A 25,914-nucleotide genomic window follows, 5' to 3' on the forward strand; every position below is an offset into this window, starting at 1 on the left:
GTCAGGCGAGACCGGCCAGATGCAGGGCGAACCAGACCCATAGCAGCACGAGCACCAGAAACCCGCTGCCGAAAATCATGCCCCGAAACGGCGGGCGGTTGCGGGTGACATGCTCGAAAGCATGCACATAGCGCAGCACTACGAACAGCCATGCCAGAACCACGGAGACCCATGACACGCCGGCCGTAACGCAGAGTGCCAGGCATACCGCATGGAACAGCGTCGGCAGCTCGAACTGGTTCATGACGTTGTTCGATACCGCAGCGCTGATTTCCGGCTCGCCGTTCGAGCGCAGCTTCCACTGGTCCGGCCGAACCTTCCCGGACACCATGGCCTGCCGGCGGCGCAGGCCGAGCAGCGCATAGAGCGCCATCACAAGCACGAAATGCGCCACCATCGGCCAAAGGATTGCGGTCGGGTTCATGCGGTCTCCTCCATGATCGCCGTCCGCAACCGGCTGTGTGCCTTACACCGCACCCGGATAGTTCGGGCTCTCACGGGTGATGGTCACATTGTGGGCGTGGCTTTCGCGCAAGCCGGCATTCGAGATGCGCACGAAGGTAGCGCGTTCGCGGAACTCGGCAAGATCGCGGCCGCCGACGTAACCCATGGAAGCCTTGAGGCCGCCGGCGAGCTGATGCAGCACGCCCGCAACCGGCCCCTTGTAGGGCACCTGCCCCTCGATGCCTTCCGGCACCAGCTTCAGCGTATCGCGCACCTCGGCCTGGAAGTAGCGGTCCGCCGAACCGCGCGCCATTGCGCCGACAGAGCCCATGCCGCGGTATGCCTTGAAGGAGCGCCCCTGATGCAGATAGACCTCGCCGGGGCTTTCCTCGGTGCCGGCGAGCAGCGAGCCGACCATGACGGCGGATGCGCCGGCAGCCAGGGCCTTGGCCATATCGCCGGAAAACTTGATGCCGCCATCGGCGATCACCGATATCCCGGCCTTCTGCGCGACTTCCACGGCGGCCATGATGGCCGAAAGCTGCGGCACACCAACGCCCGCCACGATGCGGGTGGTGCAGATCGAGCCCGGCCCGATGCCCACCTTCACTGCATCCGCGCCTGCGTCGATCAGTGCCTGCGTACCGCCGGCAGTGGCAACGTTGCCGGCCATGATGCGCACTTCGTTGGAGAGCTTCTTGGCGCGCGCCACGGCGTCCAGAACGCGTTGCGAATGGCCATGGGCGGTGTCGATGACCAGAAGGTCGACCCCGGCATCGATCAGGCGTTCGGCGCGCTCGAAACCGTCTTCGCCAACGCTGGTGGCTGCTGCGACGCGAAGGCGGCCCTGCGCGTCCTTCGATGCGTTGGGATTAAGCTGCGACTTCTCGATATCCTTCACTGTGATGAGCCCGACGCAAACGCCCTTGCCGTCGGTCACGACCAGCTTTTCGATGCGGTTCTGGTGAAGCAGCCGCTTGGCTTCATCGTGATCGACGTTTTCCTTGACGGTAATGAGGTTCTCGCGCGTCATCAGTTCATAGACGCGCTGGGCGGGGTCGGAAGCAAAGCGCACGTCGCGATTGGTGAGAATGCCGACCAGCCGTCCAGCCGTGTGGCCTCCGGTGCCGCCATTCTCCACAACGGGAATGCCGGAAATGCCATGGGCGCTCATCAGCGCCAGCGCATCGGCGAGCGTGGCATCCGGGCCGATGGTGACCGGATTGATGACCATGCCGGACTCGAACTTCTTGACCTGCCGAACCTGCTCGGCCTGCTCGACCGGTGTCAGGTTGCGATGGATGACGCCGATGCCGCCAGCCTGCGCCATCGCAATCGCAAGGCGGGATTCCGTCACCGTATCCATGGCGGCCGAAATGATAGGCAAATTCAGATCGATATCGCCGGCAATTCGTGTAGAAATGTCGACTTCGCCCGGCATCACTTCTGAATGACCCGGCTGCAGCAGCACGTCGTCAAAGGTTAGCGCCAACGCGCCGGTGGACGTTTCGATGATCTTTGCCATGGCCTGTTCCCGGAATACGTGAAAGGGCACGGAACCCGAATGGCCCGCGCCGAGTCGTCTTTTCCCTTTCAGGAATGGCGGTGGCTCGTAACACGTCTTCCGGTCGATGAAAAGTAGGTGCGACGCATGCGATTCGTTTCCGGTGCTGCCGGATCGTGGAAACGTGACGTGAAATTAACGCGACAGCACGGGTCCACCATGTTAACCGGCTTTTCAACGACCGGCTCCGGCCGGCCAGATTGCATCTTCCGCATTCGGATCTGTTCCCGTGAATCGCATCACTCCGCTTATCCTCGCGGTTGCCCTGTTCATGGAAAACATGGATTCCACGGTGATCGCCACCTCGTTGCCGGCTATCGCGGCCGATATCCAGACGAGTCCGATTGCGCTCAAGCTGGCGCTGACTGCCTATCTCGCCTCGCTGGCGATCTTCATTCCCATCAGCGGATGGATGGCTGACCGCTTCGGTGCGAATAACGTGTTCCGGGTGGCAATCGCCGTGTTCGTCGCCGGCTCCATCGCCTGCGCCATGTCCGGCTCACTCGCCGCCTTCGTCGTCTCGCGTGCATTGCAGGGCATCGGTGGCGCCATGATGACACCGGTCGGCCGCCTGCTGCTCGTCCGTTCCACGCCCAAAAGCGATCTGGTGGCAGCCATGTCCTGGCTGACGGTGCCTGCCCTCGTCGGCCCGCTCATCGGCCCACCGGTGGGCGGCTTCATCACCACCTATTTCTCATGGCACTGGATATTCCTCATCAACGTGCCGATCGGCATCATCGGCATCGCGCTGGCGACGCGCTTCCTTCCCGACACGGAGAGAATACAGACCCCGCCGCTGGACATGGTCGGCTTCATGCTCAGCGGCGTCGCCGCCTCCGGGGTGATCCTCGGCCTGTCGGTGATTTCGCTGCCGGTGCTGCCGCCGGCTGTCGGTATCATCACCATCGCGCTCGGCTGCGTCTGCGGCGTACTTTATCTCATCCATGCGAGGCGCGTAGCCAATCCGCTGCTGGCGCTCGATCTGCTTGCAAACCCCGTATTCCGGGCCGCGGTTATCGGCGGCGGCATGTTCCGCATCGGTATCGGCGCCGTACCGTTCCTGTTGCCGCTGATGTTCCAGCTTGCCTTCGGCCTGTCGCCCTTCCAGTCGGGCATGATCACTTTCGTGACTGCAATCGGCGCCATAGGCATGAAATTCATGGCCACGCGGATATTGCGCCGGTTCGGTTTCCGTTCCGTACTGATCGTCGGTTCGCTGATGGCTGCCGGCAGCATCGCCGTCAACGGCTTCTTCACCCCTCAGACGCCTTACCTCGTCATGATCGCCATCATCCTTGCGGGCGGTTTCATCCGCTCGATGTTCTTCACCAGCATCAATGCGCTGGCCTATGCGGAGATCACGCCGGAAAACACCAGCAAGGCGACGCCGATCATCGCCGTCGCACAGCAACTCAACATCGCGCTGGGCGTGGCCCTGGCCGGCGGCATTCTCGAAGTTCTGGCCGCCATCCATGGCGGACCGCCTGCGCTCTCCGATTTCCACATCGCCTTCTTCCTGGTGGCGCTGGTGTCGGCGTCGGCCTCGATCTGGTTCATACGGCTGGCGCCCGATGCCGGCGATTCGGTATCCGGCCACAAGCGAGCCTCCGTCGGCCGCAGCGGGAGAGCAACCTCTATCGGCAGTTGAAGCCGCTCAACTCTCCTGCGCCCTGCCCCGGAAGTCTCTCGCCAGCAGATAAAGCTCCACGGACTCGGCGCGCGAGGCTTGCGGCTTGACGTGATGGACGGTGCGGAAATTTTTCTTCAGCGCATCCAGCAGTCCCGTTTCCGTGCCCCCCTGAAAGGTCTTCGTCAGAAAATGTCCGCCGGGTCGCAGGACCGACATTGCGAAATCGGCGGCCACCTCGCACAGATGCATGGTGCGCAGATGATCGGTGCGACGATGACCTGTGGTTGGCGCAGCCATGTCGGAGAGCACCACATCCGGCTCCCCACCCAGCGCCTCCACCAGCCTGGCGGGTGCATCGTCGTCAAGAAAATCCATCTGCAGGATGGATGCGCCGGGCACGGCATCCATCTCCAGATAATCGATGCCGACGACGCTCGGCGCATCGGCGCTCGATTTCACGCGGGCCGCCGCCACCTGGCACCAGCCGCCTGGCGCAGCACCCAGGTCGATGATGCGCATGCCCGGCTTCAGCAGCTTGTATTTGTCGTCGATCTCGATGAGCTTGTAGGCGGCGCGCGAACGATAGCCTTCGGCTTTTGAACGTTGCACATAGGGGTCGTTCATGTGCCGTTCGAGCCAGCGGCGCGACGATTCCTTCAGACCGCTCTTTTTCTTGATCTTCGTGCGCAGCACGCGGGAAGCGCCGCTTCCCGGCTTCTCCGGTTTCTTCGTCATCGCCTCGCCCCGCGGCCGGAATCGCGCCATACGCCCTCGTCGGCCATCAATTCGCTCAATATGCCCTCGCGCAATCCCCTGTCGGCCACGCGCAGCCGCTGCGAGGGCCATACGGCGCGTATTGCCTCCAGTATCGCGCATCCCGCCAGCACCAGATCGGCCCGGTCGGCTCCTATGCACGGATTGGCGACACGGTGCTGGAAATCCCAGCCGAGCAGCTTTGCGATCATGCGATCCACGCTGTCGCGATCCATCCACAGGCCGTCCACGCGGCGCCGGTCGTACCGGGGAAGATCGAGATGCACGCCAGCGAGCGTGGTAACGGTGCCGGAGGTTCCCAGCAAATGAAAGCCGGAGCCCTCAAGCACATGATCGAGACGGTTCCTTCCATCAAAGGACGTGAGCATTTCAGACACGTCATCGACCATGGCGGCGAAAGATTCCTGCGTAACGATTCGCCCTCCGAATCGCTCCGCCAGTGAAACCACCCCCACCGGCAGCGAGGTCCACGACACAATGTGATTCGCAAGACGCTGGGAGCGCCGGCCACGGCTGAGATCTATCAGGGCAATCTCCGACGATCCCCCGCCTATGTCGAACAGCACGACACCTTTGGTATCCCTGTCGACCAGCGAACCGCAGCCGGAAACGGCAAGCCGCGCTTCGGTCTGGCGGTCGATGATTTCAAGCTTCAGTCCGGCCTCCCGCTCGACCCTCTGCAGAAATTCGGCGCCGTTCTCGGCGGAGCGGCAGGCTTCGGTGGCAATGAGGCGAGCTCGTCTGACATTGCGGCTGCGCAGCTTGTCGCCACATATCTTCAGCGCTTCCACCGCCCGGTCCATGGCCCTGTCGCCGAGACGCCCGCTGGCCGAAAGCCCTTCTCCCAGCCGCACGATGCGGGAGAAGGCGTCGATCACCCTGAACTGACCGTAACGCGTAGGGATCGCAACAAGCAGGCGGCAGTTGTTGGTGCCGAGATCGAGCGCTGCAAAAATGGGAAGGTCATCCGCGGCCTTGCGCGGCGCAGAGCCGTTTTCGGCTTGCCGGGACCTGTCGTTGTGCTGACCTTCCGGTCGACGGAAACCCTGCCGGCTGTCGGCTGCCGGCATTTCCTGGGAAGCAGGAGCCTGCGGCTGTTGTGGCGGAAATCCGGATTGCCCGTCGCGAGCATAAACCTTGCGGCCACGACGTCTCTTGCGCCGCTTGCGAGGTTTTCCGTTGTTTATGGCCTGCACAGCCTCCCCGTTAACGGGCAGGCTTGCCGGAACACCTTTGCGGCGGCCATCACCAAGGGCTGCTGACGCGCCCGGAGGCACCGCCGAATCCCCGGAGCCGCCGACATCCGGCGTCTTTTCGCCGGCGTCGCGGTCTTTCACAGTCGTTCCTTCCGGCACCGCGCGAGCCGATCAAACCGGACGCCGCAGGCGCTCACATATCGAGTTGGCGAAAGATTAGCAGCGGTGCCCGCTTTCACCAAGAGCAAAGCCGTAAAAGAATCCGTCCGGCGAATTTTATCGACCGCGAAAGGTTGAAGCGGCCACATTCATAAGGCATTCCTGAAATTCGGATTCACCGGGGGGCCGGCGACCGCATGTCCCTTGACCATTTCTCATGGAGGCAACCGCCGCGCATGACAGGTCGTGCATGAACTTCAAACGTTACTTCTGGCCGGCCGTGGGGCTGGCGGCCGTCGCCTTTTCCGTCTGGCTTCTGCTCGATGAGCTGCGCGGCATCTCTCTCGACGATGTCTGGGACAGTCTTGTGGCGATTCCGTCCGATCGCTGGGCGCTGTCGGCACTGAGCGCCGTCGTGGCCTATGCCGCACTTGCCGGATACGACCACATTGCCCTCTCGCATATCGGCAAGCGCGTATCGTGGCTGTTCGTGACGTTGTGTTCCTTCACCACCTATGCGCTGTCGCACAACATCGGCGGGTCGGTATTTTCCGGCGCCGTGATTCGCTATCGCGCCTACGTAACCAAGGGCCTTACCGGTCAGGAGGTTGGCGTTCTTGTCGCCATCTGCTGGTTCACTTTCGTCTTGTCCACGATAACGGTGGGCGCAATCGTGCTGATTCTGGTCCCCGGGCTGCTGGACCGATTCTCAAGCATCGGTTTCAGGGAATTCTCGAGCGCGACGGGCATAATCCTTCTCATTCCCGTCGTTGCCTACATTTTCGGCTCATGGCTTCATCTGCGGCCCCTGCGGATCGGCTCCTTCCAGCTACACTATCCGCGCCTGCCCATCGTCGCCCGCCAGCTGATCATCGGACCGCTGGAGCTCTTCGCTGCCGGGGCCGTCATCTATTTTGCCCTGCCCGAAGCGGGAAATCCGGGCTATCTGGTGGTGCTCGGCGTTTTCCTCGTCTCCTTCTCCGTTGCGCAGATATCCCACGCGCCAGGAGGGCTGGGCGTGCTGGAGGTGGTGTTTCTGGCCGGCTTGCCCGACATGGAAGCGGTCGATGTCCTTGCCGCCCTGCTCGTATTCCGCCTGTTCTATCTGATTGCACCTTTTGTCATCAGTCTGGGTGTGGTGTTGCTGTTCGAGCGTGCGCAGCTGCAGCGCAGCGACATTTGAATGCACAATCCTCTGATTGAAATCACAGGCGGGGTTGACTAATTCAGTGCGGCGATTAAAACGCAGCCACTTGCCGGGCGCACCTACCGATGCGCAGGCTTCGGGATCGAAGCATCGCTCCCGGAGCACCACGTAAGCATCGAGCCCGATGCACTGCTGGGGAATAGGTTAACGGTAGACCCGCGGACTCTGACTCCGTTAGTCCTGGTTCGAATCCAGGTTCCCCAGCCAAGTCGTTTGTGATGCTATTTTCCTGAATTTTTCAATTACTTACGGGCTCTAATTTTGCATTGCGTACCTCTGTGCGCACCTCTCCACGTACCTTACCAGAGCCTGTGGAAAACTAGTAGACGCCCCGCCTGATGGGCAAACCAGACAAGCGCAGGGACCGTCCTCGTTTGGCCTCGGCCATCACGCGGTAGACTGTAGACCGCGCCACGTTGAACCCTTTGGCTACCGCCGAAGGCTTGTCGCCTGCCGCCAAAGCTGCCCGTATGGCGTCACCATCGACCGTGACAGGCCGTCCCTTATAGCGCCCCTCGGCTTTGGCTTTGGCAATCCCTCCAACTGCCTTTCTTTCCGAAGGTCTGTCTCGAACTCGGCAATAGCTCCAAGCACGGTGAACATCAGCCGCCCGGTGAGTGTCGATGTTCTGTTCCGTGACCACGAGGTCAACGCCCTTTGCCTGCAATTCCTTCGCGATGGCGTGGAGGTCCGATACGGAACGCGCCAGCCTGTCCAGCCGCGTCGCCATCAACACGTCACCCTTGCGGGCAAACTTGATGGTCTCGGCCAGCTTGGGGCGACCATCGCGTGACGTACCGCTGGCCTTATCTATGAATATCTCTTCCGCCCCATACCGGTTGAGAATGTCCAACCTGTTTCTGGAGATCACGGGCACGGGCACCACGACCCGCCAGCGATCACCATTCATCCTTTCCAAATAGCTTCGATCTATCCGCGTCACGGCTGTTCGCCCCCCCCAATGCGCACCTCCAAATCGCCAACAACTCCTTGAAAGCCAATGATTATACGCCATTGGCGCCGGACTGGATGAGTATCCTGAACACGCAGCCAGAGTTTTATCGGTAGCGCAGTTTCCCGCGCTGCAGTTGTGGTCTGTTCAGGCGGCCTGTTTTGCCGACAGATCGACGGCCGCGAAGGCATTGCACAGCACTTGCGCGCCGGCACCGGGGACCACGGCCTCTGTCGACAGTATCTGCCGCCAGCGGCGCGCGCCGGGCTGTCCGTGGAACAACCCTACCATGTGGCGTGTGATGTGCCCGAGACGACCCCCATGCGAGATGTGGCGCGAGGCATAGTCAGCCATGGATTCGATCAGCGCACCGAAATCGAAGGCTTCTGCCGGCTTGCCATCCAGCAGAGGATCCACGCCGGTCAGAATTTCCGGCATGTGGTATGCGGCCCGGCCCAGCATAGCCCCATCCACATGACGCAAGTGCTCCTCCGCCTCCCCCAGCGTCCCGATCCCGCCGTTGATGCCAACGAAGCGATCGGGATTGCGCTTCTTCAGCCTGTAGACCCTGTCATAGTCGAGCGGCGGAATATCGCGGTTCTCCTTCGGGCTCAGACCCTTCAGCCATGCCTTGCGGGCGTGAACCCAAAGCGCATCGGCGCCTGCTCCAAAAACCCTGTCTGACAGATCATCGAGCGCGAGTTCCGGATCCTGATCGTCTACGCCGATCCTGCATTTTACGGTCACCGGAATGCTTGCCGCAGCCTTCATCGCTGCCACGCAGGTGGCAACCGCCTCTGGTGCGAGCATGAGGCAGGCGCCGAATGTGCCGCTCTGGACCCGGTCAGATGGGCAGCCGACATTCAGATTTATCTCATCATAGCCGAAATCAGCGCCGATGCGGGCCGCCTCCGCGAGCTTGCCCGGATCCGAGCCACCGAGCTGCAATGCCACCGGATGCTCGATGTCATCAAAACCAAGCAATTTTTTCCGCGCACCATGAATAACAGCATCTGCGACGACCATCTCTGTGTAGAGCAGAGTCTTGCGTGACAGATGCCTGTGGAAGAATCGGCAATGCCTGTCAGTCCAGTCCATCATCGGCGCGACGGCGAAGACAGGAGTCTTCGAATACATATATTTTTCTTTTTTTTCAATATCTTGTTGCAATTTAGTTCTATTCCAATTCACGCTTGCCTGATGCCATATCGGCCGATTTTTGTGCCGGATCCGATACAATCTATCAAATGAGGAAGCGGCGATGGGTACTGCTGCTGCGTGCAAGCGCATCAGTGGCAGCGTTGGCTACAGGGCGCGCATGTCGATCGTATAGAATAAGCATAACATATCAAAAGACCGGGGCATTTGACAGACGGTGTGCAGCCGCATCCTGGATGGAAAAACGAGAGAGCTTTGCTGAACCAAGTGGTGCCGCCCCCGTGCAGTGCGCCAATCCGACTTCACAGGAATGGCCATCGGAAGTATCCCATCACCGATATTCCTTGCTCCACCATAAGGGAGAAAGAGCAGGCCGTACCGTCCTCGGGGAAGAACGCGTTTATTGGGACGGATCACCGAATCTCGGTTGGCGCCCCTCGAGAAACGCTTGTCGTCCTTCCAGAAAATCTGCGCTTTCGAAAGTGGCGGATACGCGCTCGGCATATTGTGGAGACAACTGGTCGGCCAAATGATCCGAGAGCGCATTGATCGCCGCCTTGGCTATCCTGATCGACCCTTGCGCGAGTTTCGATAACTGAGTCGCGTAAGCCAGCGTTTCCGCCTCAAGAGCGTTGGCATCGAACACCCGATCCACGAGGCCGATGCGCAATGCCTCCCCGGCATCGAACAAGCGCCCCGAAAACAGAATATCCTTGGCGGTGGCAGCGCCAACTTTTTCAACGAGTTGCAGGGTGTCATGGAAGCTGTAGGCGAGCCCCAGACGGGCCGGGGTAATTCCGAAACGCGCGTTCGCCGCCGCGAACCGAAGGTCGCAGGCGAGCGCCAGCCCACAGCCGCCCCCCACGCAGGCGCCCTCGATGAGCGCGATGGTCGGCCGCGGCAGGGCTCGCAGCGCCCGCTGGGCGTTGCGGATGACCTCGTTGGCCCGGTCGGAAGATTTGCGGTCCGTATAAACTTCGGCAAACTCCGATATGTCCGCACCCGCACAGAAAGTACCGCCAGCCCCACGGACGATGACGACACGGATTTGTTCATCGGCCTCGATTCCGGCAACGATATCGGGCAGCGCCGCCCACATCGTCTGGCTGAAGGCATTCTTCCTGGCTGTCCGGTCGAACAGGATGGTACCAAGCCACCCATGTCGCTCGAACGCAAGTGCGCCATCCGCAAATGTGGTCCTGCTGTCCGGTTCGTTCATGTCCGACCTTTGCTGAACTGAAACTTACGCTATGCGGCTATCCGCCTGCTTGGCACGCGGCAATGGCGCACGCCCCATTTCTGCCTTCTTCCGCCTACTCGCCTCTCATCAGGGAAGGTACGGAAGCATTGCGCCGACTATCAGCGGCATGACCGATGCGTCGGCGATGCGCACGCCCGCGCCGCAATCCGCCCTGAGTTCGGCATCGGCCACGGCGTCGCCATCCGCTCCCATACGGCATGTGCCGACCGGATGGAAGATCGTGTTCGCTCGTGCCGCGCCCACGCATTATAGCTTCGTCGCCGGCAAGGTGCCTTTCGGCGGAGACAGGTCGGCCGCCTTGAAACACGCCAGCAGCTCCGGACTGGACAACTAACGCTGCTCTTAGGCCGGCTTCGGCGACGGTGGGCGGATGGCTGACCGGCAGATCACGCCGTTCGGGCACCTGCTGTTGGTTCCAGCCTGTTGCGCAGCTGCAAATACCCTTTTGCCACGCGTCTTGCGGTGCTAACCGTGGGGCGCTTTTCCAAAGGGATAGAATATCGTGTCCAGTCAGCCCCTGCCGCCTCTCCAGCCCATAGCCGAGAATGACGAGGCAGCGATCCTGAAGCTGAACAATCTGCACGCAAGGGAGCTTTCCTGGCTGGAGCCCGAACGCCTGTCATTTCTTCTCCGTCAGGCATTCCATGCCTGCCATGTCGGCGAATCGGAAGCCTTCCTCATCACGTTCGATCAGGATGCGGATTACGACAGCCCCAATTTCCTCTGGTTTCGCCAGCGTTATGCGCGTTTCATCTATATCGATCGTGTCGTCGTGGATGAAAAGGCACGCGGGCGAGGCCATGCCCGACGGTTGTATGAGGATCTGTTCGAGCGGGCCGCCGAGACAGGCCATGACACGGTCGTTTGCGAGGTGAATGCCGATCCACCCAATCCCGCTTCCGACGCTTTTCATGAGCGGCTGGGCTTTCGCGAGGTTGGCACCGCCGAAATTCATGGCGGCGCCAAGACCGTTCGCTATTTCGCCCGCAGGCTGGACAACCGCGAGGCGATACCTGCCCTGACACCATCGCGGGATATTTCACGGCTCATCGAGATCATGGCGGCGCTGCGCGCGCCTGTCGGCGGCTGTCCATGGGATGTGGAGCAGGATTTTTCCACCATAGCGCCCTATACGATCGAGGAAGCCTATGAGGTCGCAGACGCGATCCAGCGCGGCGACTTCGACGATCTGCGCGAGGAGCTCGGCGATCTCCTGTTACAGGTCGTCTACCATGCCCGCATGGCCGAGGAAGAAGGCAAGTTCACATTCCCCGATGTGGTGGAGGCGATCACCACCAAGATGATCCGCCGCCACTCCCATGTGTTCGGCGACGACAAGGCCCGTGGTGCCGGCATGGCCAAGGGCATGTGGGAGAAGATCAAGTCTGCGGAAAAGGCGGAAAAGCGGGCGGCGCGGCTCGCACGCGGTCTCGATCCGGAAGACAACGGAAAAGGATTTCTGGACAGCATACCCCTTGCCCTGCCTGCTCTGACGCGCGCGCTTAAGCTGCAGGAGAAGGCCGCCCGGGTCGGCTTCGACTGGGGTGAGGCTGAACCGATTCTCGACAAGATCGAGGAAGAGATCGGCGAACTGCGTGCGGCCATGGCAACAGGCGACAGCGCCTCGATCAGGGGCGAGTTCGGCGACATGCTGTTCGCTTTCGTCAATCTCGGTCGCCATCTCGGGGTGGATCCGGAAGCGGCTCTTGCCGGGACCAACAATAAATTCCGCAATCGCTTCCATTACATAGAGAAGGTTCTTGACGAACGGGGGAAGTCCCTGGAAGCCGCGACGCTGGATGAGATGGAGGAGATCTGGCAGCAGGCCAAGGGCAAGGTCTGAGGGCGTTATGCCCGCGGGGCGTCCTTTGCCGATCCCCCGCCCAGCCTGTTGCGGATTTCCTCGCGTGCGCTCTCGGTCGCTCTCAGGACAAGCGTGAGGCTGCCGTCCTCATTGTCGGTCCGTGAGATCACGTCGCCATTGCGATAAAGCCAGTCGGCATGGCCAAGTTGCCCCGGCGCGAGGGTGACGGCCATTTCCGCCAGTTCGCCCGAAACATGCTCTTCGATGGCGGCAAGCAGCCGATCCAGCCCCTCGCCACTTATCGCCGAAATGGCGACGGGGCCATGGCGCCGGTCGTGCCGGGCTTCGCCAAGAAGCCGTTCGCGATTGGCCCCGTCCAGCAGGTCGATCTTGTTCCAGACTTCGACGACGCGCCGGTCGTCGCTCGCATCGACGCCGAGATCGCGCAGGATGCGCTCCACATCCTCCGCCTGCGCTGCCGTGTCGGGATCGGAAATGTCGCGCAGGTGAAGCACCAGATCGGCCTCGACCACCTCCTCCAGCGTGGCGCGGAAAGCCGCGACCAGATGGGTGGGCAGATCGGAGATGAAGCCGACGGTGTCGGACAGGATTACCGGCGTGCCGTGCGGCAGGCGCACGCGGCGCAGGGTCGGGTCCAGCGTGGCGAACAGCATGTCCTCGGCCAGCACACCTGCCCCGGTCAGCCGGTTGAACAGGGTCGACTTGCCGGCATTGGTGTAGCCGACGATGGCGACGACCGGGAACGGCACCTTCTTGCGCTTGGCCCGGTGCAGGTCGCGCGTGCGGCGCACCGTTTCCAGTTCGCGCTTCAGCTTGACGATCTTGTCCTGAAGGATGCGCCGGTCGGCCTCGATCTGGGTTTCGCCGGGGCCGCCGAGGAAGCCCGCACCGCCGCGCTGGCGCTCGAGGTGGGTCCAGCTCCGCACCAGCCGGCCCTTCTGGTAGTTCAGATGAGCAAGCTCGACCTGCAACGTGCCTTCTTTCGTGCGGGCACGCTCGCCAAAAATCTCGAGGATGAGGCCGGTGCGGTCGAGCACCTTGACGTTCATTTCCTTTTCGAGATTGCGCTGCTGCACGGGCGTGAGCGGATGATCGACGATCACCAGTTCCGCCTCGCTGTCTTTGACCAGCCCGGCGATCTCGGCAACCTTGCCGGAACCAAGTAATGTGCCCGGACGCGGATCGTTCACGCTCACAACAAGGCTGTGTACGGGATCGAGATCGATGGCGCGCGCCAGCCCGACGGCTTCTTCGTGCCGGGCCTGGGGCGAGCGCGTCAGACGCGGACGCGCCGTGTCGTCCGCTGCGAGCGGGCGGGTAAGCACGGGAACGACAACCACCGCGCGCGTACGCACGGTGTTCGCCTCGCCGGCGCCCCTCGCGGGCTGCGTGCCGGATTCGTCAGTGGCGTCGCGGTTGCGTGCCAATCAGATGTCCCTAGCCTTCCTCGGCTTCGAACATCTGCACGGGCTGACTCGGCATGATCGTGGAGATGGCATGCTTGTAGACAAGCTGGGAATGCCCGTCGCGGCGCAGCAGGACGCAGAAATTGTCGAACGATGTGACGACACCGGTCAGTTTCACGCCATTGATGAGGAATATGGTGAGAGGGTTTTTGCTTTTACGAACCGAGTTCAGGAAAAGGTCCTGAAGATTTTGCGAGCGTTCGGCCATTTTTCTTATCTTCCCGCCGGATCCCTTTTTGTCTGCCAGCCAATACGCCCAAAGCATATGGGCGTGTCCAGTCCGCAAACAACCCTGCCTGCGGCTACGCAAGCAGGACGAGATTTACTATTGTTTACACCCTGCGGTTATCAGGCCGGACTTTTTTCCGCAATCTCAAAAAAGGCCTGCCGCAACGAAAGTGTAAGGGAACCGGGATGGCCATTGGCCACCGGATGGCCGTCGATAGCCACGATCGGGGTTGCGAGCGTGGTGGCGGAAGACAGGAACGCCTCGCGCGCTGAAAGCGCTTCCTCGACCGTGAACGCGCGCTCCTCGATGCGCAGGCCGAGCCGGGCGGCAACGTCGAACAGGGTGGTGCGCGTCACGCCACGCAGGATGCCATGATCGGCCGGGCGCGTGACAAGAATGCCGTCATTCGTCACGATCCAGGCGTTGGTCGACGATCCTTCCTTGACGGTGCCATCGGGGTCTACGAACCACGCCTCATAGGCCCCGGCTTCCTTCGCCTTCTGTTTGGCCAGAACATTCGGCAACAGGCCGACCGTCTTGATGTCGACGCGGTCCCAGCGGTTTTCCGGCACCGTAATCACCTTGACGCCGGTCTCGGCCTTGTGCCGCAACGTTTCCGGGTCGATCTTTCTGGCCGTGACCACCAATGACGGACGTACCCCGTCGGGGAATGGATGGTCCCGCGGCGCAACGCCCCGCGTTACCTGCAAGTAGACAAGCCCGTTGCCGACGCGGTTGCGGCGAATCACCTCGCGCAAGACCACGATGAGCGCCGACCTGTGCATCGGCCAGCCAATCGACAATTCCGAAAGGGAGCGATCCAGACGGTCCAGATGCCGCGTCATGTCCACAATGAAGCCGCGCGCGATCTCGCAGACTTCGTAAACACCGTCCGCAAACTGATAGCCCCTGTCCTCGATATGGACGGAGGCGTCCCGATGGGCGACATAGCGCCCGTTGACGTAGGCAATGCGTGGCATGGCGATTTCCCGAAGAACGGGCCACACCATATTCGATTCCGTGACCCCGGCAACGCGGCAAACAAAAAAGCGGAGCAATTGCTCCGCTTCCTCGTCTGTCTCAGTCGCCGCCGGTACATCCGCGGTCGGTCAACCTTGTCGACACCCTGCCTTATAGAGAGGCAATGTAACGACAATGCGACAGTTGCAGACAGAGTGAGGCATGCATGGTTAACAAAGAGTTAACGTGCTTCAGGCTTACTCCATCAGGGCATCCAGCCCCCTGACCAGCCCTGCCATGGAACTGACGCGGCGAATGGCCAGCAGAGTGCCTGCCACATAGGGCGCTGCCGAGGAACCGGCATCGTGGCGGATCGTAAGCCGTTCATCCGGCAGACCGAATACCGCCTCGCAGGAAAGGATGTAGGACGGCATGCGCAGCGCATGGACCTGCACGCCCTCGCCTTGCCCCACGGCGGCGCCGCGCGTTGCCGGCACCCCGGAAACCTGTGACTGCGGAAGGCTCGTCGCCGCCCTGCGGACTTCGGCCAGGCGCTCGGCAAGTTCGCGCGCCGTGCCGGAAGGCGCGTCAGGCTTGCGCGCGCTGGCGTAGTCGATGATCTCGACGTCCGGCACGTATTTCGCGGCCATCAAGGCGAAGCGCTTCAGCAAGGTCGCCGTAATGGAGAAGTTGCCGGCCGCCAGAACGCCGACACCCTTTGCCCGTGCGGCATTGTCGATCTCGGCATAATCGTCCGCGCCGAGACCGGACGTTCCGATCACCACATGCCGGCCTTTCGATATTGCCAGAAGGGTGTTCGCCTTGACCACATCCGGTTTCGTGTAGTCGACGACGACATCGGAAGGAACGGCCAATGCCTTTTCAAGCGAAGGAGCGACGGTAACGCCCGTTGTCATTGAAATCCCGGCGGCAGCGCCCGCATCCTGCCCGGCCGCATTGCGCGATACCGCGCCGGCAAGAAGCAAATCCTCTTCCGCGAGAATCACGGGAACCAGTGCCTTGCCCACCCAGCCGGTCACGCCGGCCATCACCACCTTTATGGTCATCGCGTCTTCCTTCCTTGCTGAGCAAAGAAGACACGCTGAAAGCCCGACCCGTCAAGCCGGGCTTTCTCACGATGCCGGGAATGAAGACCGTCAGCGGATGAAGCTGTCGATGCGGCGCAGGGTCACCCGGCGGTTGCGCCAGTTCTCGTTCTGCGTCGGGACCAGAAGGAACTCCTTGCCGTAGCCGACCGTTTCCAGCGCCCGTGAGGGGACGCCATACTGGCGCGACAGAACCCGCTTCAGCGACCCTGCCCTGCGCTCGGAAAGTACCTGGTTGGACTGATAGGAGCCAACGGCATCGGTGTGTCCCTCGATCAGGAATCGCGCGCGGCGGTCGCGCCGCAGGATGCGGTTCATTGCGCTGGCGATGCTTTCAACCTTGCGATACTGGGAGGGAGCGATTTCCGCCGAAGCGAACTCGAAGTTGATCGACTGGATATCGATCGACGGGGCGGCACGGCGCATATCGGGACGACGCTTGAATTCCTGTACCGTCACGCGCTGGTTGGGGTTGACGCGCATGCGCGGGGCGGCATCGAGCTGGCGCTCGATCGTTGCCGCCGATGGCATCTGCGCCTGGGCAAATGCAGCACCGGGCAAGACCACGGCGGCAATCAGGGCTGTCGTGAAGCTGCGGCGATTGAGCATGGTATTCTCCTTGTGTCGGTTGCCTCGTTCATCCCGCCCGAGGCTCGGGCACAACATGACCTCGACTTGCTGAAGGCGGCATGAACGGCGCGTTCAGAAAATACAGTCGGTTCAATCCCGTATGACGCTCGCGGCGCGTTCCGACAGGCTCATCGGCTGCACCAGTTCCCTGCTCTGGCCGACAGGACGGAAGCCAAGCTTCTGATAGAGCGGCAGGGCAGCCGGATGGTCCAGCGTGCAGGTCTGCACCGTAACCAGTTGCGGATCCATCGCCCAGCATGCGGATATCGCCGCCCCCAGAAACCAGCGCCCTATGCCTTGTCCGGTCGCGTGCTCCATCATGCCGAAATAGGCGAGGTCGACGATTTCAGGTGTAACACGATTGAGATCGAAGAAACCGGCGGGAGATCCATCCACATAGAGAACCCAGACCTCGCGGCCCTTGCGGTGAATTTCCTCTCTCAGTTCATCATCGCTCTTTCGCAAGCTATTGACCCAATGCCATTTTCTACCGACCCGGTCCATCAGATACCGGTAGAAGTGCAGAGGAATATCGGTCGCCTTGAGCAGCGCGATCTGGCGGTTATAGGGTAGCGGCGGAAGCGAGGAGGGGCGCGCCTCCATCTCGAGGAAGGTGACCGTCACCCTGATCGGTTCCGGTTGGGTGTCCTGCAACTGCATCAGGTCTTTGCACCCTCGCCATTGCCGGTCTCGACGGGCGTATCGGACCGGCCGCCCCATTCGGTCCACGACCCGTCATACAGACGGTTGTCGCCATGACCGATAGTTTCCAGAGCCAGCGTGAGGGCTGCAGCCGTGATGCCCGAACCGCAGGAGGTGACGATGGGACGATCGAGGTCGATGCCGGCATTCCCGAACACCTCGCGCAGTTGCGGTATCGGCAGGAGGTATCCGTCTTTCGACAGCGCCGCTACCGGCACGTTGCGCGCACCGGGCATATGGCCGGAACGCACCCCGGCCCTCGGCTCCGGCTCCGTGCCCGCGAAGCGGCCAGGCCCCCGCGCGTCGGCGATCTGGCTCTCGCGATTTTCCACGACATTGCGCATTTCTGGAAAGCCGATCACGCGCGCTTCATCGAACTCGGCGTGGAAAATGCAGGGCGCAATCTTCGTCATCTCCGATGTCGTGGGCCGCCCTTCCGCCCTCCAGTTGTCGAAGCCGCCGTCCAGCACAAAGACCTGATACACGCCCATGATGCGGAACATCCACCAGGCGCGCGGCGCCGAAAAGAAACCCGGACCGTCGTAGACGACGATCGTATCGTCGGCCGAAATGCCGAGCGTTCCGACAAAGCGCGCAAAGTGCCGGGGAGACGGCAGGGTATGCGGAAGCTCCGAATCCGGATCGGAGACCGCATCCTGATCGAGAAAGACGGCTCCGGGGATATGAGCTGCATCATATTCGGTGCGCGCGTCCCGCTTGTGTGCCGGCAGATACCATGACGCATCGACAATGGTCAGGCCCGGCTCGCCGAGGCGCTGCTGCAACCAGTCCGCGTCCACGGTAAATGGGCTGTCTGCAGCCATCTCAAGTCCCTCGTTGATATGCCCTTATACAGCGCTCTCAGGAAACCGGCAAAGGCCCGAAGCGCAAACGGAAGCGGCGGTTTTCGCGCCCCTTCTTCTCGATCTTGCCGATGTGAATTTCACCGATTTCCGCTGTACTTGCGACATGCGTGCCGCCGCAAGGCTGGCTGTCCACCACACCCTCGTCGCCGATGCAGACGAGCCGGACGCTGCCCGCACCCTGCGGCGGGCGCACATTCTTGGATTTGACCAGACCCGGATTTGCAGCCAGCTCATCCTCGCCGATCTGCCGGATGAATACGGGATGGTCGGCGCGAACCAGTTCCATAAGCCGTTCCGTGGCCTCTTCCTTGCCGGGGCCTGCTTCGGGAAGGTCGAAATCGACACGAGAGTCGTCGGTCGACACCGATGCCCCGGTAATCGGATAGGGACAGATTACCGTGAGCAGATGACAGGCCGTATGCATGCGCATCAGAAGATGCCGGCGCGGCCAGTCTATGACCAGCCGGAGCGTCTCGCCCGGCCCGACGAGCGCCTGGCCGGGAGCGGGAAGGTGGATGATTTCATTCTTTGTCCGACCGGTAACGGTGCCCGCGATTTCGATGCGGCTTCCGTCCTGTCGCTCGAAATAGCCGACATCGCCGGGCTGTCCGCCCGATGTGGCGTAGAAGATGGTACGGTCGAGAATAATGCCGCCCTGGTCGTTGACCGCCAGCACGCTGGCCTCTGCTTCCCTGAGATAGGAGTCTTCACGAAAGAGGGCTTGCGTGCTGAATTCCATCATTCCACCTGCTCGTAGGGCACATCGATCTCCACTTTCTTCTCCATCCAGCCCGGAACAGGCAAGTCTTTTGCCCGCAGGAATTCAGGATTGAACAGCTTTGACTGATAGCGGGTGCCATAGTCGCACAGGATGGTCACGATTGTGTGGCCCGGCCCAAGCTCTTTCGCCAGCCTGATGGCTCCCGCAATATTGATGCCGGTGGAGCCACCCACACAAAGCCCTTCCTCCTGAATGAGATCGAAGATGATCGGCAGCGCCTCCTCATCCGGAATCTGGTAGGAGAAATCGGGCGTGAAGCCGTCGAGATTGGCGGTGATACGTCCCTGCCCTATGCCTTCGGTGATCGAAGTGCCCTCGGCATTGAACTCACCGGTCGTATAATAGCTGTAAAGTGCGGCGCCCAGCGGATCGGCCAGCGCGATCCTGACGTCGCCACTGCGATGGCGAAGGCCCGCGGCCACCCCTGCCAGCGTGCCGCCTGAACCGACCGCCGAAACGAAACCGTGGATCCTGCCGCCGGTCTGTTCCCATATCTCCCTGGCGGTGGTGTGGATGTGGCCATCGCGATTGGCCACATTGTCGAACTGGTTGGCCCAGATCGCACCGTTCGGCTCGCTTGCCGCAAGCTGCGCGGCCAGCCGGCCGGAGAGCTTCACATAGTTGTTCGGGTTGCGGTAAGGCACCGCGGGAACCACGATGAGTTCCGCACCCAGAACCTTGATGGCGTCCTTCTTTTCCTGCGCCTGCGTATCGGGAATGACGATGACCGTGCGATAGCCAAGCGCCCTGGCCACGAGCGTGAGGCCGATGCCCGTGTTGCCGGCGGTACCTTCGACGATCACGCCGCCCGGCCGCAACAAACCGCGCTTTTCCGCATCGCGAATGATGAACAGGCCGGCCCTGTCCTTCACCGACTGGCCGGGATTCATGAACTCGGCCTTGCCGAGAATTTCACAACCCGTTTCCTCGGAGGCCCTGCGCAGTCTGATAAGCGGCGTGTTGCCGATGGCGTCAATCACCGAACGGTGCATGGAAATTCCTCAGGCCGGATGGATCGGCCTGAAACTAGAAATGTCGGGACCGCCTTTCAAGGATTCGTTTTTCCCAATTATCCAGATTACGGGCACATAATTCCATATCGGCGGGTTGCTTACGCTGCGTTCCCGACAACGCCTCTTTCCTTACCCGGCACAGATGGCTAGACCGTGCGCGAGGGCAAGCAAGGTGACGAATGGGACTTTACAGGGCAAACCCCGAAGACGGCGTTGTCTGGATTACAGGCGGCAGCTCCGGAATAGGCAGGGCACTTGCGAGCCAGCTTGCCGACGCAGGCTACACGGTAGCGGTAACGGCGCGCGAAGGTGACGAGATCGACGTACTGGTTGCGGAATCCGCCGGCCTTTCCGGACGGATAACATCTTTTCCGTGCGACGTGACCGACGAAGCCGGTCTGGAAGCCACCCTGGCCTCGATCGAGAGCGAAATCGGACCGGTTGTCCTGGCCATTTTCAATGCCGGCACTTATGTGCCCGTAGCCGGAGAGAACCTCTCTGTGCGGAAATTCCGCCGCACATTCGATGTCAACCTGCAAGGCGTGATCAACGGGCTGGTGCCGGCTGTGCGCAGCATGCAGAAGCGCGGGTTCGGACATGTCGTGCTGGTCGGATCGATCAGCGCGTGGTTCGGATGGCCGACGACCGCCGCCTATGGAGCCAGCAAGGCGGCTATCAACGTGATGGCGCAGGCGCTGAAATACGATCTCGACAAGATCAACGTTCGTATCCAGGTGGCCAACCCCGGTTTTGTGAACACGCCCCTGCTTCAGCTACAGCAGACCGCTTCCATGATGCCTGCATTGATGAGTCCGGAGGATGCGGCAAGCCGCATGTTGCGCGGCATCACCCGTGGCGGGTTCGAAATCGCCTTTCCCAAACGGCTGGTCTGGGTCCTCAAGCTGACGAGCATGATGCCGCAGCCGGTCCGCCACTGGATAATCGCCCGGCTGACTGGATGGTCGTCGCGCCCGCTGAGCTTCGGGCGTTCGGGGCGCCGGGCGGGTCGCGACGCATAGCCAGCCCTGTTGCGCTGCAATATATTCTCCTTGCATTTGCAGGCCCGCTGATCCATATGCAACGGATAGGCGCTTGGGCCGGTCGATCCGGCTTTCTCGAAGAATGAGACTGGTTGCGTCTGTTTCTCGCCAGCCGCCTGTCGGCGCGGTGATGAAAAGCCCCACAGCCTCAGGCATGTGGGCGCGACAGCGCAGCCGCGCGGAGATGATCCGCCGCCTTGTCGTTTCCGATGTTTGTGTCAGGCGGGTTGCGCCCCGCCGCGCATGTTGGCGGCTGCATGCCGCATGAAAGAAGACGAATTTTGACCAATGAAAACATTGCGGAGCCAACGGGCTTCGCGGCTCTGGGAATTTCAGGGCAACTTCTGAAAGCCACCCATGCGGCAGGCTTCACCGAGCCGAAACCCATCCAGGAACAGGCAATCCCCGCCCAGCTCGAAGGTCGCGACATTCTGGGCATCGCACAGACGGGATCGGGCAAGACCGCCGCCTTCGCACTGCCGATCCTGTCGAAAATCATCGCCCTCGGCACCAAGCGCAGGCCGCGGACGGCGCGCGCGCTGATTCTGGCCCCGACCCGCGAACTGGCCGTCCAGATCGAGGAGACAGTCAAGGTGCTCGCGAAGGGAGCGCACATCTCGACCGCGCTCGTGCTTGGCGGCGTCTCGCGTCACAGCCAGGTCAAGCGCATCGCTCCCGGTGTCGATTTCCTGATCGCAACGCCCGGCCGTCTGACGGATCTGGTCCGGGAGAAGGACCTCATCCTTTCGGACACGACGTGGCTGGTTCTCGACGAAGCCGACCGGATGCTCGATATGGGCTTCATCAACGACGTTCGCCGCATTGCCAAGGCCACGCATCCCGCACGGCAGACAGCGCTGTTCTCGGCAACCATGCCGAATGAGATCGCCGAACTCGCAAAGGGGCTTCTGCACGATCCGGTCCGGGTCGAGGTTGCCCCGCAAGGCACCACAGCGTCCGAGATCAGGCAAGGCGTGATCTTCGCCCGTACAAAGCAGAAGCGGCAGGTTCTCTCCACGATGCTGGCCGATGACGCGATGCGTTCGGTCATCATCTTTGCGCGCACCAAGCATGGCGCCGACCGCGTGACCCGCGACCTGGAGCGCGATGGCTTCGAGGCAGCCGTCATCCATGGAAACAAGAGCCAGAACGCGCGCCAGAAAGCCCTGAACGGTTTTCGCGACGGTTCTGTGCGCATTCTTGTGGCTACCGACATCGCCGCGCGCGGCATCGACGTTCCCGGCATCAGCCATGTGGTCAATTTCGATCTTCCGGACGAAGCGGAGAGCTACGTGCACCGCATCGGCCGGACGGGTCGCAACGGACAGGACGGCGTGGCCATCACGATGGTCGATCCGTCTGAAAACGCCAAGCTCAGGCAGGTGGAGCGCATCATCCGCATGAAGCTGCCGGTGCTTGCCGACCATCTGGATCAGCCGGACCCGCAGCCGAAGTCACGCGAGCACAACGCCGACAGGCGGCCGGAAGCCGCGAACGATCGCGAACCCCGCCGTGACGGCAAACGGGCTTCCAGCGGTGAAAGGGCGTCGAGGCCGGCCGGCAAGGCCAGAAGTGGCGGCAACGCTTCCAACAGCAACAGGCATTGGCCCGAAAAGGCCGGCACCCCTCGCCCGGCCGGTGAACGGGCACCGGATGGCGCAAAACCGCGCAAATTCCGTCGCCGCACCCGCAGGCCCGCTGCACATGCGGCCTGATCGGCACGCTATCTCAAAGAAAACGGCGGGGAGTTTCCCGCCGTTTTCATATCCACATCTGTACCGCTAGAGCATTTTGCAGCCAAATGGAAACATTTGGCGTCGCACAAATGCAGTATAAACAAATAGTTAGATCATTTCATCGATTCCGTGAAACGATGAAATGATCTAAGACTATACGAGGCGCGACTGCTCCACCGCCGCCGCGATGAAGCTGGCAAACAGCGGGTGCGGCTCCAGCGGACGGCTCTTCAGTTCCGGATGGTACTGGACACCGATAAACCAGGGGTGATCCGCATATTCGATCGTTTCCGGCAACACGCCATCGGGCGACATGCCGGCGAACTTCAGCCCGCACTCCTCCAACCGTGGCTTGTAGTCGATATTGACCTCGTAGCGGTGACGGTGACGTTCCGAAATATCGGTCGAGCCGTAAATCTCGGCGATTCTCGAGCCCGGCTCCAGCTTTGCCTCATAGGCGCCAAGGCGCATCGTGCCGCCGAGATCGCCGCTCGCCTTGCGCTTTTCCAGCATATTGCCCTTGAGCCATTCGGTCATCAGGCCGACGACAGGCTCGCCGGTCGGGCCGAACTCGGTGGACGACGCCTTATCGAGCCCGGCCAGCGAGCGCGCCGCCTCGATGCAGGCCATCTGCATGCCGAAGCAGATGCCAAAATAAGGCACCTTGCGCTCGCGTGCGAACCTGGCCGCAAGGATCTTGCCTTCCGAGCCCCGCTCTCCGAAACCGCCGGGCACGAGAATGCCATGCACCTTTTCAAGATATGGCGCGGGGTCTTCCTTCTCGAAGATTTCAGACTCGATCCATTCCAGCTTCACACGCACCCGGTTGGCCAGCCCGCCATGCGACAGCGCCTCGATCAGCGACTTGTAAGCATCCTTCAGGCCCGTGTACTTGCCGACGATGGCAATGGTGACCTCGCCTTCCGGATTGTGGATCCGCTGTGCCACGCCTTCCCAGCGTTCCATGCGCGGCTTGGGCGCGGGGTCGATTCCGAAAGCGGCAAGGACTTCGGAATCAAGACCTTCCTTGTGATAGGCCATCGGCACATCGTAGATGTGGCCAACGTCGAGCGCCTGAATGACGGCAGACTCGCGCACATTGCAGAACAGCGAGAGCTTGCGGCGCTCTTCCTTCGGAATCTGCCGGTCGGCGCGCACCAGAAGGATGTCGGGCGCGATGCCGATGGCGCGCAGCTCTTTCACCGAATGCTGGGTGGGCTTGGTCTTCAGTTCGCCAGCCGCAGGAATCCAGGGCATCAGGGTCAGATGGACATAGACCGCCTGCCCGCGCGGCAGATCGTTACCGAGCTGGCGGATCGCCTCCAGGAAAGGCATCGCCTCGATATCGCCCGCCGTGCCGCCGATTTCGCACAGCACGAAATCATAGTCGTCATTGCCGTCGAGAATGAAGTTCTTGATCTCGTCGGTGACGTGGGGAATGACCTGAACGGTCGCGCCGAGATAGTCGCCGCGGCGCTCCTTCTCGATGATGTTCTGGTAGATGCGCCCGGTGGTGATGTTGTCCTGCCTGTTGGCGGACCTTCCGGTGAAACGTTCGTAATGGCCCAGATCGAGGTCGGTTTCGGCCCCGTCGTCGGTCACGAACACCTCGCCGTGCTGATAAGGGCTCATCGTGCCCGGATCGACGTTGAGATAGGGATCGAGTTTCTTGAGGCGCGCGCGATAACCGCGCGCCTGCAACAGGGCTCCGAGAGCCGCAGAAGCTATGCCTTTGCCAAGCGAGGAAACCACGCCGCCAGTTATGAATACATATCGCGCCATGGGAACCATCGCTTAGCGCGGCCGAACCGATTCCGCCAGTGGAAAAACCCGCCGCCTTTGGTTTTTCCCGGCTTTCATTTTGCAAGCAAAAGGGGCCGGCTCGAGCCGGCCCCCCGCCAGACTTCAGAAAACTGTCAGAGAACGACGACTTTGGTGCCGGTCTTCACGCGCCGGTAAAGGTCCATCACATGGTCGTTGATCATCCGGAAGCATCCGTTGGACGAGTTTGTGCCAATCGTCTGTGGCTGGTTGGTGCCATGGATACGCAGATAGGTATCCTTCTTGCCTTCGTAAAGGTAGATGGCGCGGGCGCCCAGCGGATTGTCGGGGCCGCCCGGCATGCCGTCCTTGTAGCGGCCGTACTTGGCCGGCTCGCGCTGCTGCATGTCCTTGGTGGGAATCCAGCGCGGCCACTCCTGCTTGTCGCCGACGACCGTGGTGCCCTTGTACTGAAGCCCGTCACGGCCGACCGCAATGGCGTAGCGGCGCGCGGTGAACGGCGTCTCGACCAGATAGAGACGATGCGCGTTGGTATCGATGACAATGGTTCCGGGCTCGTAGCCCGTAAAGCTCACCTGCTGCGGTTCGAATTCCGGCTTCACGTTGAACTTCTTCTTCGCCTGACGCTCCTGCAGAACCGAGTCCAGGGCGCGGGTCTCGGGCAGATAGGCAATGCTGCTCCCGGCCGATGAGCCGGAACCGAACAGACCCGCAAGCAGCCCGCCGCTGCGCTGCTGCCGGACTTCGCGCGATTCGCTGCGCAGCTCGCCGTTGTTGCCGCTGCGCGCAATCGCCATCACGTCGGCGGAGATCGGTTGCTGAACCTCTTCGACGACCCTGGGCGCGGCCACGGCCTCCTTCACAGGCGCCTGGCGTACGGCCGCCGGCGCCCGCTCGGCCCGGGTGACCCTGCTCTGCTCGCGCTTTTCCTGAAACGCCTTGCGCTCGGCCTCCGCCTTTGCCTTTGCGGCCTCGCGCATCGCAAGCTTCCTGGCTTCGAGGGCCTTGGCACGCGCCTCAGCCTGCTCGGCCCTGACCTGCTTCTCCAGTTCCCTGATGCGAGCCAGGTCTCCGTCGGTCGGCTTCTTCTTCCGCTTCAGGGTTCTCAGTTCCGCACTGGCGCTCTTGGCGGCCACTTCGACGACGGCTGTCGCCTCCGGCGCCCGGGGAGCGGCACCGGCTGCAATCGGTGCGGCGTAGGCCGGCGCACCCACGAACATCGTTGTGCACAGGCCCATCAATATGAAGCTGCGAAGCTGCATGGCGAAAATCCGATCAGAAATGCTGTTGCCTGAGGCTTGCCCCCGGTCCTCCGTCGGGCACCCGTCGGCAAATCTATAGTCGATAGGCCATGCCGACCTCAAGCGCGAGCTTGCATGCGGAACGGCAAAATACCGTGATAAAATGCATTTGCCGAAACTGTGTTCAAACAA

Annotated in this window: 23 protein-coding genes, 1 tRNA gene and 2 pseudogenes; 7 read left to right on the plus strand and 19 right to left on the minus strand. The window is 61.7% G+C overall.

Annotated features, from left to right (window positions below; translation table 11 throughout):
• Position 1: 1 nt before the first annotated feature.
• Together DES43_RS07845 and guaB are read right to left on the minus strand one after the other, a co-directional pair.
• Positions 2-424, minus strand: a complete 423-nt coding sequence (locus tag DES43_RS07845) for an MAPEG family protein (protein ID WP_035028619.1) — start codon at positions 422-424, stop codon at positions 2-4.
• A 42-nt stretch (positions 425-466) separates the two neighbouring features.
• Entirely contained in the window at positions 467-1,969 is a 1,503-nt protein-coding gene (gene guaB / locus DES43_RS07850) for an IMP dehydrogenase (RefSeq protein ID WP_035028622.1), read from the minus strand.
• 268 nt (positions 1,970-2,237) lie between these two features.
• Between guaB and DES43_RS07855 the strand changes: the two genes are divergently transcribed.
• The gene (locus DES43_RS07855) at positions 2,238-3,656 is read left to right on the plus strand and encodes an MFS transporter (protein WP_035028625.1); all 1,419 of its coding nucleotides are present in this window, start codon (positions 2,238-2,240) and stop codon (positions 3,654-3,656) included.
• Positions 3,657-3,662: 6 nt separating this feature from the next.
• Here DES43_RS07855 and DES43_RS07860 read toward each other — a convergent pair whose 3' ends face one another.
• On the minus strand, positions 3,663-4,373 hold the full coding sequence (locus DES43_RS07860; RefSeq protein WP_035028837.1) for an RlmE family RNA methyltransferase: 711 nt from the start codon (positions 4,371-4,373) through the stop codon (positions 3,663-3,665).
• Positions 4,370-5,749, minus strand: coding sequence for a Ppx/GppA phosphatase family protein (locus DES43_RS07865; protein ID WP_035028628.1), 1,380 nt, complete (start codon positions 5,747-5,749; stop codon positions 4,370-4,372). Before DES43_RS07865 ends, DES43_RS07860 begins: the two co-directional genes overlap by 4 nt.
• Positions 5,750-6,017: 268 nt before the next feature.
• Here DES43_RS07865 and DES43_RS07870 point away from each other — a divergent pair, with 268 nt between their 5' ends.
• On the plus strand, positions 6,018-6,950 hold the full coding sequence (locus DES43_RS07870) for a putative bifunctional lysylphosphatidylglycerol flippase/synthetase (RefSeq protein WP_035028631.1): 933 nt from the start codon (positions 6,018-6,020) through the stop codon (positions 6,948-6,950).
• Positions 6,951-7,107: 157 nt separating this feature from the next.
• A tRNA-Gln gene (locus tag DES43_RS07875) sits at positions 7,108-7,181 on the plus strand.
• A 112-nt stretch (positions 7,182-7,293) separates the two neighbouring features.
• Here the strand turns inward: DES43_RS07875 and DES43_RS07880 are convergent.
• The 4 genes and pseudogenes from DES43_RS07880 to DES43_RS07895 form a co-directional block, all read right to left on the minus strand.
• Positions 7,294-7,917 (minus strand): recombinase family protein, encoded by a 624-nt coding sequence (locus tag DES43_RS07880; protein WP_198027525.1) that lies wholly within the window; start codon positions 7,915-7,917, stop codon positions 7,294-7,296.
• A 156-nt stretch (positions 7,918-8,073) separates the two neighbouring features.
• Positions 8,074-9,063, minus strand: a complete 990-nt coding sequence (dusA, locus tag DES43_RS07885; RefSeq protein WP_035028635.1) for a tRNA dihydrouridine(20/20a) synthase DusA — start codon at positions 9,061-9,063, stop codon at positions 8,074-8,076.
• Between the two features lie 421 nt (positions 9,064-9,484).
• Positions 9,485-10,303 (minus strand): enoyl-CoA hydratase-related protein, encoded by an 819-nt coding sequence (locus DES43_RS07890; protein ID WP_035028638.1) that lies wholly within the window; start codon positions 10,301-10,303, stop codon positions 9,485-9,487.
• 94 nt (positions 10,304-10,397) lie between these two features.
• A pseudogene (locus DES43_RS07895) lies at positions 10,398-10,567 on the minus strand (GMC oxidoreductase); the annotation flags it as partial.
• A gap of 280 nt (positions 10,568-10,847) precedes the next feature.
• Between DES43_RS07895 and DES43_RS23155 the strand changes: the two are divergent.
• A pseudogene (locus tag DES43_RS23155) lies at positions 10,848-11,306 on the plus strand (GNAT family N-acetyltransferase); the annotation flags it as partial.
• 57 nt (positions 11,307-11,363) lie between these two features.
• Positions 11,364-12,188: a nucleoside triphosphate pyrophosphohydrolase gene (gene mazG / locus DES43_RS22855; RefSeq protein WP_035028839.1), complete on the plus strand. Its 825-nt coding sequence runs from the start codon at positions 11,364-11,366 to the stop codon at positions 12,186-12,188.
• A 5-nt stretch (positions 12,189-12,193) separates the two neighbouring features.
• Here the strand turns inward: mazG and hflX are convergent, their stop codons facing one another.
• The 9 genes from hflX to DES43_RS07945 form a co-directional block, all read right to left on the minus strand.
• Positions 12,194-13,597, minus strand: a complete 1,404-nt coding sequence (gene hflX, locus DES43_RS07905) for a GTPase HflX (protein ID WP_035028642.1) — start codon at positions 13,595-13,597, stop codon at positions 12,194-12,196.
• 10 nt (positions 13,598-13,607) lie between these two features.
• Positions 13,608-13,844, minus strand: coding sequence for an RNA chaperone Hfq (gene hfq / locus DES43_RS07910; protein WP_035028646.1), 237 nt, complete (start codon positions 13,842-13,844; stop codon positions 13,608-13,610).
• Between the two features lie 140 nt (positions 13,845-13,984).
• Positions 13,985-14,845 carry a D-amino-acid transaminase gene (locus DES43_RS07915; RefSeq protein WP_035028842.1) on the minus strand — a complete coding sequence of 287 codons (861 nt, stop codon included), beginning with the start codon at positions 14,843-14,845 and terminating at the stop codon, positions 13,985-13,987.
• Between the two features lie 237 nt (positions 14,846-15,082).
• On the minus strand, positions 15,083-15,892 hold the full coding sequence (gene dapB, locus DES43_RS07920; RefSeq protein WP_035028649.1) for a 4-hydroxy-tetrahydrodipicolinate reductase: 810 nt from the start codon (positions 15,890-15,892) through the stop codon (positions 15,083-15,085).
• Between the two features lie 90 nt (positions 15,893-15,982).
• Positions 15,983-16,540: an OmpA family protein gene (locus DES43_RS07925; RefSeq protein ID WP_035028654.1), complete on the minus strand. Its 558-nt coding sequence runs from the start codon at positions 16,538-16,540 to the stop codon at positions 15,983-15,985.
• A 111-nt stretch (positions 16,541-16,651) separates the two neighbouring features.
• Positions 16,652-17,221, minus strand: coding sequence for a GNAT family N-acetyltransferase (locus DES43_RS07930; protein WP_133674891.1), 570 nt, complete (start codon positions 17,219-17,221; stop codon positions 16,652-16,654).
• The gene (gene sseA / locus DES43_RS07935) at positions 17,221-18,087 is read right to left on the minus strand and encodes a 3-mercaptopyruvate sulfurtransferase (protein WP_035028656.1); all 867 of its coding nucleotides are present in this window, start codon (positions 18,085-18,087) and stop codon (positions 17,221-17,223) included. Before sseA ends, DES43_RS07930 begins: the two co-directional genes overlap by 1 nt.
• Before the next feature lie 37 nt (positions 18,088-18,124).
• Positions 18,125-18,868, minus strand: a complete 744-nt coding sequence (locus tag DES43_RS07940; protein ID WP_035028658.1) for an alanyl-tRNA editing protein — start codon at positions 18,866-18,868, stop codon at positions 18,125-18,127.
• The gene (locus DES43_RS07945) at positions 18,868-19,902 is read right to left on the minus strand and encodes a cysteine synthase A (protein ID WP_035028660.1); all 1,035 of its coding nucleotides are present in this window, start codon (positions 19,900-19,902) and stop codon (positions 18,868-18,870) included. Before DES43_RS07945 ends, DES43_RS07940 begins: the two co-directional genes overlap by 1 nt.
• Before the next feature lie 200 nt (positions 19,903-20,102).
• Here DES43_RS07945 and DES43_RS07950 point away from each other — a divergent pair, with 200 nt between their 5' ends.
• Together DES43_RS07950 and DES43_RS07955 are read left to right on the plus strand one after the other, a co-directional pair.
• Positions 20,103-20,942 (plus strand): SDR family NAD(P)-dependent oxidoreductase, encoded by an 840-nt coding sequence (locus DES43_RS07950; protein WP_035028664.1) that lies wholly within the window; start codon positions 20,103-20,105, stop codon positions 20,940-20,942.
• 302 nt (positions 20,943-21,244) lie between these two features.
• Positions 21,245-22,678 (plus strand): DEAD/DEAH box helicase, encoded by a 1,434-nt coding sequence (locus tag DES43_RS07955; RefSeq protein ID WP_035028666.1) that lies wholly within the window; start codon positions 21,245-21,247, stop codon positions 22,676-22,678.
• Positions 22,679-22,852: 174 nt separating this feature from the next.
• Here the strand turns inward: DES43_RS07955 and DES43_RS07960 are convergent, their stop codons facing one another.
• Positions 22,853-24,481, minus strand: a complete 1,629-nt coding sequence (locus tag DES43_RS07960) for a CTP synthase (RefSeq protein ID WP_035028848.1) — start codon at positions 24,479-24,481, stop codon at positions 22,853-22,855.
• 134 nt (positions 24,482-24,615) lie between these two features.
• Positions 24,616-25,743 (minus strand): L,D-transpeptidase, encoded by a 1,128-nt coding sequence (locus tag DES43_RS07965; RefSeq protein ID WP_035028669.1) that lies wholly within the window; start codon positions 25,741-25,743, stop codon positions 24,616-24,618.
• Positions 25,744-25,914 lie beyond the last annotated feature (171 nt).

It is taken from the genome of Aquamicrobium defluvii, from assembly GCF_004363725.1.
GTDB classification, from domain to species: Bacteria; Pseudomonadota; Alphaproteobacteria; order Rhizobiales; family Rhizobiaceae; genus Mesorhizobium; species Mesorhizobium defluvii.

Excerpts from the sequence above, each read along its gene's own strand:
- DES43_RS07845 (WP_035028619.1), bottom strand. The coding sequence starts at position 424 with ATGAACCCGACCGCAATCCTTTGGCCGATGGTGGCGCATTTCGTGCTT.
- guaB (WP_035028622.1), bottom strand. The coding sequence starts at position 1,969 with ATGGCAAAGATCATCGAAACGTCCACCGGCGCGTTGGCGCTAACCTTT.
- DES43_RS07860 (WP_035028837.1), bottom strand. The coding sequence starts at position 4,373 with ATGACGAAGAAACCGGAGAAGCCGGGAAGCGGCGCTTCCCGCGTGCTG.
- DES43_RS07870 (WP_035028631.1), top strand. The coding sequence starts at position 6,018 with ATGAACTTCAAACGTTACTTCTGGCCGGCCGTGGGGCTGGCGGCCGTC.
- dusA (WP_035028635.1), bottom strand. The coding sequence starts at position 9,063 with ATGTATTCGAAGACTCCTGTCTTCGCCGTCGCGCCGATGATGGACTGG.
- DES43_RS07890 (WP_035028638.1), bottom strand. The coding sequence starts at position 10,303 with ATGAACGAACCGGACAGCAGGACCACATTTGCGGATGGCGCACTTGCG.
- hfq (WP_035028646.1), bottom strand. The coding sequence starts at position 13,844 with ATGGCCGAACGCTCGCAAAATCTTCAGGACCTTTTCCTGAACTCGGTT.
- DES43_RS07915 (WP_035028842.1), bottom strand. The coding sequence starts at position 14,845 with ATGCCACGCATTGCCTACGTCAACGGGCGCTATGTCGCCCATCGGGAC.
- dapB (WP_035028649.1), bottom strand. The coding sequence starts at position 15,892 with ATGACCATAAAGGTGGTGATGGCCGGCGTGACCGGCTGGGTGGGCAAG.
- DES43_RS07925 (WP_035028654.1), bottom strand. The coding sequence starts at position 16,540 with ATGCTCAATCGCCGCAGCTTCACGACAGCCCTGATTGCCGCCGTGGTC.
- DES43_RS07930 (WP_133674891.1), bottom strand. The coding sequence starts at position 17,221 with ATGCAGTTGCAGGACACCCAACCGGAACCGATCAGGGTGACGGTCACC.
- sseA (WP_035028656.1), bottom strand. The coding sequence starts at position 18,087 with ATGGCTGCAGACAGCCCATTTACCGTGGACGCGGACTGGTTGCAGCAG.
- DES43_RS07940 (WP_035028658.1), bottom strand. The coding sequence starts at position 18,868 with ATGGAATTCAGCACGCAAGCCCTCTTTCGTGAAGACTCCTATCTCAGG.
- DES43_RS07945 (WP_035028660.1), bottom strand. The coding sequence starts at position 19,902 with ATGCACCGTTCGGTGATTGACGCCATCGGCAACACGCCGCTTATCAGA.
- DES43_RS07950 (WP_035028664.1), top strand. The coding sequence starts at position 20,103 with ATGGGACTTTACAGGGCAAACCCCGAAGACGGCGTTGTCTGGATTACA.
- DES43_RS07960 (WP_035028848.1), bottom strand. The coding sequence starts at position 24,481 with ATGGCGCGATATGTATTCATAACTGGCGGCGTGGTTTCCTCGCTTGGC.
- DES43_RS07965 (WP_035028669.1), bottom strand. The coding sequence starts at position 25,743 with ATGCAGCTTCGCAGCTTCATATTGATGGGCCTGTGCACAACGATGTTC.